Genomic DNA, 6,194 nt, shown 5'->3' with positions numbered 1-6,194 from the left:
TTCAACCAACGTTGACTCTCGATTGGTCAAAGGTGCAGCCACTAGAACTAAACGCTGCCCAGACACCGCAGGTGGCAGAACTGGCACCAGTTCTTGAAGGCAAGCCAGACGTGACCCAGATCAGCCGCATTGAGCTAGAGCGGTTGGCACGGGAATTTCGCACTCAGCGCATCATCTTCGAGACGGCGCGGGATGTCTTCGACCAGATGAAACATACCTGGCGGGGCAGCCGGGAGGTCTTGCTGGCGCAACTGGTGAGGATCGTCGAGCAGTTCATTGCCTCCAACCGCATTACCATTACGCCGCCTTTGTTCTACCAGGACGAACTCCGCCGCCGGCTCATCATCACGCTCAGCATGTCACGAGTTGTGCAACATGTCTGCGAGGCGGTGCGGCAGGAGAACACCGAGCGGCTTACTCCAGTCTTCGACCGCGATCATCCCATCGGCTCGACAGGTCAAATGCGCACCTGGTACACGAGCAAACCTTGTGAACGCACACGCAAGTCGCACATCAACGTCTGCGTCTACGACAGCACCTGGGAAGCATCAGATGCCTACGTCCTCGACAACAGCGACGCCGTGAGCGCCTGGGCAAAGAACGATCACCTGGGCTTCGAAGTCCTGTATGTGTATGGTGGCGTAGTACGCAAGTATCGGCCAGATTTTCTTGTGCGGCTATCCAACGGCGACATGCTCATTTTGGAAACGAAGGGACAAAACACCGAACTAGACCGGGTGAAGCAGCGCTATCTGGACGAGTGGACGCAGGCCGTCAATGCCCATGGCGCGTTCGGTCGCTGGCGGTGGAAGGTGGCACGTCACCCTGGCGAGATACAAGATGTGCTCCGGCAAGGCGAGGAAGCGAGAACCGGAGGCTAATAACCGGTTGCCAAAGAACGACCCGATTGAGCCGATGGATAAAATTCCAGGTATAGTCAAGCAAGGTAAGGTCGTCGTATTATGGGATAGATATTGCGGAGAAAAGCGATAGCAAGGCCATACAGTTACGATTTGCGTCAAAAAGCAGTCGCAGCAGTCTTAAAGGGGGCAAAACGAGTTGAGGTTAGTGAGTTATTTGGTATTATAGCTAAGCATACAAAGGTTGACATGCTATGGGTCGCTGGGCGTAACCCCACATTGGTTTCTCACAGCGAAGCGTGGCGTAGCCGTGAATCTTAAGGCGACAACCTTAACCTACCTAGCTATAGCTCAGAATCTGGAAAAAAGTTGACCCTGGAAGAGCTGGCACGGGTGGATGCAGCAGAACTGGATGCTTGCTCCCTCTCTATGGGCTTGGGTTTGGTGCAGGCGATACAACTTGCACAGAAGCCGTCGTGGCGAACTCTGCAACAAAAGTTCAAAAATTCGTGTTCGGCAACATGCTTAATGAGAACATTTTTTTTGTTATATAGTCGTTTCACAAGAAAATGCAACACTTTGAGGCACTGGTCATGGCTGTATCCCCTTCCAGGACAGGGTTTGCAGGTAAAGGCGAATGTTGCAAACTTGTTTGAAATGACTATAAATGAGAATGCAGCTCCTAGATAACAATGCTTTGTGTCATGAGGGGAGATACACATTTTGGCGCAAACCCTCAAAATCTTAAGATGCAAGACTTCTGGTTTAGGGGAATTTTGCCCATTGGCTCAATCGGGTTGTTCCCTGCCTCAATATGTAAAATTTTGTTTAGGGATTCAACACTTGTGATCCGGCAGTTTTGCAGAGCTGGGAAGAATGAAATCAAACAGATAGTAAAGAACTCTTTAATTACTTCTTTAATTACTTAATTTATTTTATACTTATCAATTTGCTGACACAGTTAGTTGGCTAAGGAGTGCCACGGTACCCCTTCATCTCTCTAGAGGCTGTACGATTAACCTAAATGAGACTGATAAAGTTTGAGCGCGGCGCCCGGCGGGTCGTATTGCCATCGCATGTATGAGGGAGTATTATTTGTAATATAGACATTTTTTTTAGCAAGTTGCAACCTGCCCTCAAGTTGGGAGTTTTTCTATGACGACTGACCCGCCAACCATTATTATTATTGATGATGACAGTCAACTGCGGTTCCTCACGAAAGAGTACTTGGAGGCGGAAGGGGGGTATCGGGTTTTGACCGCAGCCAATGGGCAGGAGGGTTGGGATTTATTAAGTCAAGTACATCCAAGTTTAATTGTTTGTGATGTGATGATGCCGGTAATGGACGGCTATGAGTTTGTGCAAAAATTGCGCCAAAATCCCCGTTTGCGTTCGATTCCTCTAATTTTTCTCTCAGCCAAGGGGGATGTGAGTGACCGGATTGTGGGGTTAAATGCGGGCGGAGATGTGTATTTGGTAAAACCTTTTGAGCCGGAGGAGTTGTTGGCGCAAATCCGGGCTTCCCTGGCACGATTGGGATTCACAGCGGCAGAAGCTGTGGCCCAGTTGCCCCCCGATGTCTATCTCACGCCGACCGAGCGGCGAGTTTTGCGGTTGGTGGCCCAGGGGTTGACCAATCAACAGGTGGCGGACGAACTCAAGGTATCCCGCCGCACGGTCGAAAGCCACGTCAGCAACATGTTGAATAAACTCGGCCTGGCAAACCGCACGGAATTGGCCCGCTGGGCAATCAGCCACTTAGGAGTCTGAATCAGTCCCGTCAACCGGGATTGGTAGTGCTATTTTGGGAAGAAGCAGCAGGGGTGCCCATAAGATAGAGCTTGGTGGGAACGAACGACCGAGAACTTAGAGCGCCTATCGTCGGGACAAAGGTATGGCTTTAATTGTAATAAAATTGTAATAATAAACTGGATAGCACGACCCCCTTGACAAACCCACCGCCCCCGAAACCATGACGGCCATTCCCCTATACCACATTGACGCCTTTACCCACCGGTTATTTCGGGGCAATCCTGCTGCCGTCTGTCCGCTGGCAACGCCCTTGCCCCCGTCGCTTTGCCAGGCCATTGCCCAGGAAAACCAACTCTCGGAAACCGCCTTTTTCTGGCCGGATGGGACAGGCGGCTATCATATCCGCTGGTTTACCCCGACCCAGGAAGTGGATTTGTGCGGCCATGCAACCCTCGCGGCGGCCTATGTGGTGGGCAGGTTTGTGGCCCCTGGCTGTACCGAGGTCCGGTTTCGGAGTCGGCAGGAATGCCTCACCGTCCGCAAACAGGGGGAACTGTGGGAATTGGACCTGCCCCGTTGGCCCCTGAACCCCGCGGCACCACCCCCGGATTTAATCGCGGGTTTAGGTTGTTCTCCCCAGGAAGTCTGGCGTACCCCCCGCGACCTCCTCGCCGTGCTGCACGACCCCCAACAGGTGCACACCCTGCAGCCCGATTACACCCGACTGGCCCGCCTGGACAGTTTCGGCGTCATTGTCACCGCGCCCGGCCAGAGCGTAGATTTTGTCTCCCGGTTTTTCGCCCCCCGCGCAGGCATCCCCGAAGACCCCGTCACCGGTTCCGCCCATTGTGCCCTTGTGCCCTACTGGAGCCAGCGCCTTGGGAAAACCGAACTCCACGCCCAGCAACTTTCCCCGCGCGGCGGCGAATTGTGGGGTACCCTGACTGCCGACCGTGTCCTCCTGCGCGGTCATGCCGTCTGCTACCTCACCGGCCAGATTCACCTTCAAGAAGCCCCCCCCTGAGAAGGTACGACAATTTTGCCGCGAAAGACCACGTAATTGTAAATGTTATAGCCCAAAACAATCGGGATCAAAAATCCCACAAACGTCAACATAAATACCAAAGAACTGGGCGATGCGGCTGCCTCATAAATCGTGACACTAGGGGGAATGATCTTCGGGAAAATCAGAAATCCCAACCCAATAAACGAAAGCGCAAAAATCAAAAACGTATAGACCAGGGGTGCAACTTCCTGCCGGAGTTGTAAGCTACGCAGCAGGGCAATGATAAGCAGCAGCCCCAGCACAGGGATCGCCGCAAAAACATACACCAACGGGCGACTAAACAATAACTCCCGCGCATTTTCCCACAAAATAGGCGTCGTGACCGTGATAAACACTGCCCCGGCCAACGTCGTCCACGTGGCAATCGTCGCCGTCCGATAGTACGTGTTTTGCAACTCGCCGGTGGTCTTGAGAATTAAATAGGTCGAACCAATCAACACATACCCCTGGATTAACGTCAACGCCACAATCACCGAATGCCAGGTCAACCAATCCCAAATACCCCCGGCAAAGTGACCCGCTGCATCCACCTTAATCCCCTCAAACACCGTACCCAAAGCGAAGCCTTGCCCCAACGCCGCGATAAAACTCCCGACGCCAAAGGTGATATTCCAGACCATTTTACGCTCCGCATTTTCCCGAAATTCAAAGGAAACGGCGCGCAAAATTAACCCCACCACCATGATGACCAAAGGCACATACAGGGCATTCAAGATGGTGGCATAGGCCAACGGAAAAGCCCCAAACAAGGACCCCCCCATCAACACCAGCCATGTCTCATTGGCATCCCAAACATTCCCCAAACTGGTCATCAAAATCGTGCGTCGTTCCTCGCCCTTGGCCGTCAGGGAAAGAATCCCCACCCCCAAATCAAAACCATCGAGCAGAACGTACAAAAACAGAAACAAACCGAGGATAAAAAACCAAACCTGCGGCAAGAAATATTGCAGTGGTTCCAGCGATGACATAGACCCTCCTTGCTCCCCTACCATGCAGGCAATTCCTACTAAGGTTGGCTAGCTTCCACAGGCCGCCGATCCGGAAGATGCTGCGCTGGTTCTGTAACCAATGTGGGCTGTAGGGCCGTGCGTGGAGCAGGCAAGGTTAAATTGGGTCCTTTTTGGATGATTTTCCGCCCAAAATGCAAGGCCACAACAAAGAAAATGGCATACATCACCATCAGCCCCGACAGGGAAAATAAAACCACCTCAGGCGGCAAAGCCGATGCCGATTCTACGGTGCGCAATTGCCCATACACAATCCAAGGTTGACGCCCCACACACCGCACCATCCAACCGCATTCCACCGCGATATACCCCAACGGCCCCGCAAACACCCAAGAGCGCAGTAACCATTGATTGGGGTTTTGTGCCAGCGTTGCAGGCGTTAATTGGCCCCGCCCCCATTCCACCAGGGTTATCCCCATGAGCACCACAAAAAATAGCCCAATTGCAACCATGATGCGGAAGGAATAATAGACCATACCTACCATTTGGGGACGATCCTGGGGCGCCCAATGCTTCAACCCTAGAATGGGCGTATCCAGTGCCGGTTTAAACTCCAGCAAATAACTCAAAAGCCCCGGTATTTTCAACTCCCACGTATTGGTTTCCAACTGATTGTTGGGTAAGGCCAACAAACTCCAATCTGCCGGAGTATTGGCCGGAATGGTTTCCCAGAGGGCTTCCATTGCTGCCAACTTTGTAGGCTGGTAGTGATAGACCTGATCTGCACTCAAATGCCCCAAAAACACTTGCAGAGGTGCCACCACTATCAAGGTTACCAAAACAATCTTAAAAGAGCGGCTAAAAAACTCCGTATGCCGTTTTTGCAGCAGATACCAAGCGCTAATCCCACCAATCACAAATAAAGCCGTTTCCAACGTCGCAAAAAACATATGCAGGAAACTGTTGAGCATAAAGGGATTCCCAATGGCTTGGAAGTAGTCCTGGACAATGAATTTTCCATTGGCAAAAATACCACCTGCCGGAGTTTGCAACCAGGAGTTGGCCGTGAGAATCCAAAACGTAGATAAATTCGCCCCAACTGCCACCAAGACAGTTGATAGAAAATGCACCACCGGCGGCACCCGCTCCCAGCCAAACACCATGATCCCCAAAAAGCTGGCTTCGAGCATAAAGGCCATCGTGCCCTCAAACCCCAAAAGTGTTCCCAATAAATCCCCGACCGCTTCGGAAAAAGGCGCCCAATTCAAGCCAAATTGAAAGGCCATCGGCAGCCCACTGGCCACCCCCAGACCGAAATTCAAAACGTACAATTTTGTCCAAAAGCGGGCGTGATGATAGTAGGTGATATTGCGCGTTTTCAACCACAGTGCTTCTACGATGACCAGATAGATCGCCATACCGGTGGTCAAAACCGGCCAGAGCATATGAAAAATCGCAGTCAACGCAAATTGTAAACGGGAAAGCGTCACTGTATCTGAAAACACATCCAGCATAAATACCCAGATTTTTAAGGAACACTCCCGTTATACCAAGGGCACAGCGAGCGGC

Annotated in this window: 4 protein-coding genes and 1 pseudogene; 3 read left to right on the top strand and 2 right to left on the bottom strand. The window is 52.0% G+C overall.

The window, feature by feature from the left end:
* The 3 genes and pseudogenes from ACWISF_RS00930 to ACWISF_RS00920 form a co-directional block, all read left to right on the top strand.
* Positions 1 to 881 (top strand): annotated as a pseudogene (locus tag ACWISF_RS00930) (BPTD_3080 family restriction endonuclease); the annotation flags it as partial.
* Between the two features lie 1,134 nt (positions 882 to 2,015).
* The gene (locus ACWISF_RS00925) at positions 2,016 to 2,630 is read left to right on the top strand and encodes a response regulator transcription factor (RefSeq protein WP_448379718.1); all 615 of its coding nucleotides are present in this window, start codon (positions 2,016 to 2,018) and stop codon (positions 2,628 to 2,630) included.
* Positions 2,631 to 2,832: 202 nt separating this feature from the next.
* The gene (locus ACWISF_RS00920; RefSeq protein WP_448379717.1) at positions 2,833 to 3,636 is read left to right on the top strand and encodes a PhzF family phenazine biosynthesis protein; all 804 of its coding nucleotides are present in this window, start codon (positions 2,833 to 2,835) and stop codon (positions 3,634 to 3,636) included.
* Here ACWISF_RS00920 and cydB read toward each other — a convergent pair.
* Positions 3,618 to 4,646, bottom strand: coding sequence for a cytochrome d ubiquinol oxidase subunit II (cydB, locus tag ACWISF_RS00915; RefSeq protein ID WP_448379716.1), 1,029 nt, complete (start codon positions 4,644 to 4,646; stop codon positions 3,618 to 3,620). The genes ACWISF_RS00920 and cydB overlap by 19 nt on opposite strands.
* A 38-nt stretch (positions 4,647 to 4,684) precedes the next feature.
* On the bottom strand, positions 4,685 to 6,136 hold the full coding sequence (locus ACWISF_RS00910) for a cytochrome ubiquinol oxidase subunit I (protein ID WP_448379721.1): 1,452 nt from the start codon (positions 6,134 to 6,136) through the stop codon (positions 4,685 to 4,687).
* Positions 6,137 to 6,194 lie beyond the last annotated feature (58 nt).

Source organism: Gloeomargarita sp. (assembly GCF_053491055.1).
The sequence above is the reverse complement of the archived record's forward strand: the minus strand, read 5'-3'. Positions and strand labels throughout refer to the sequence as shown.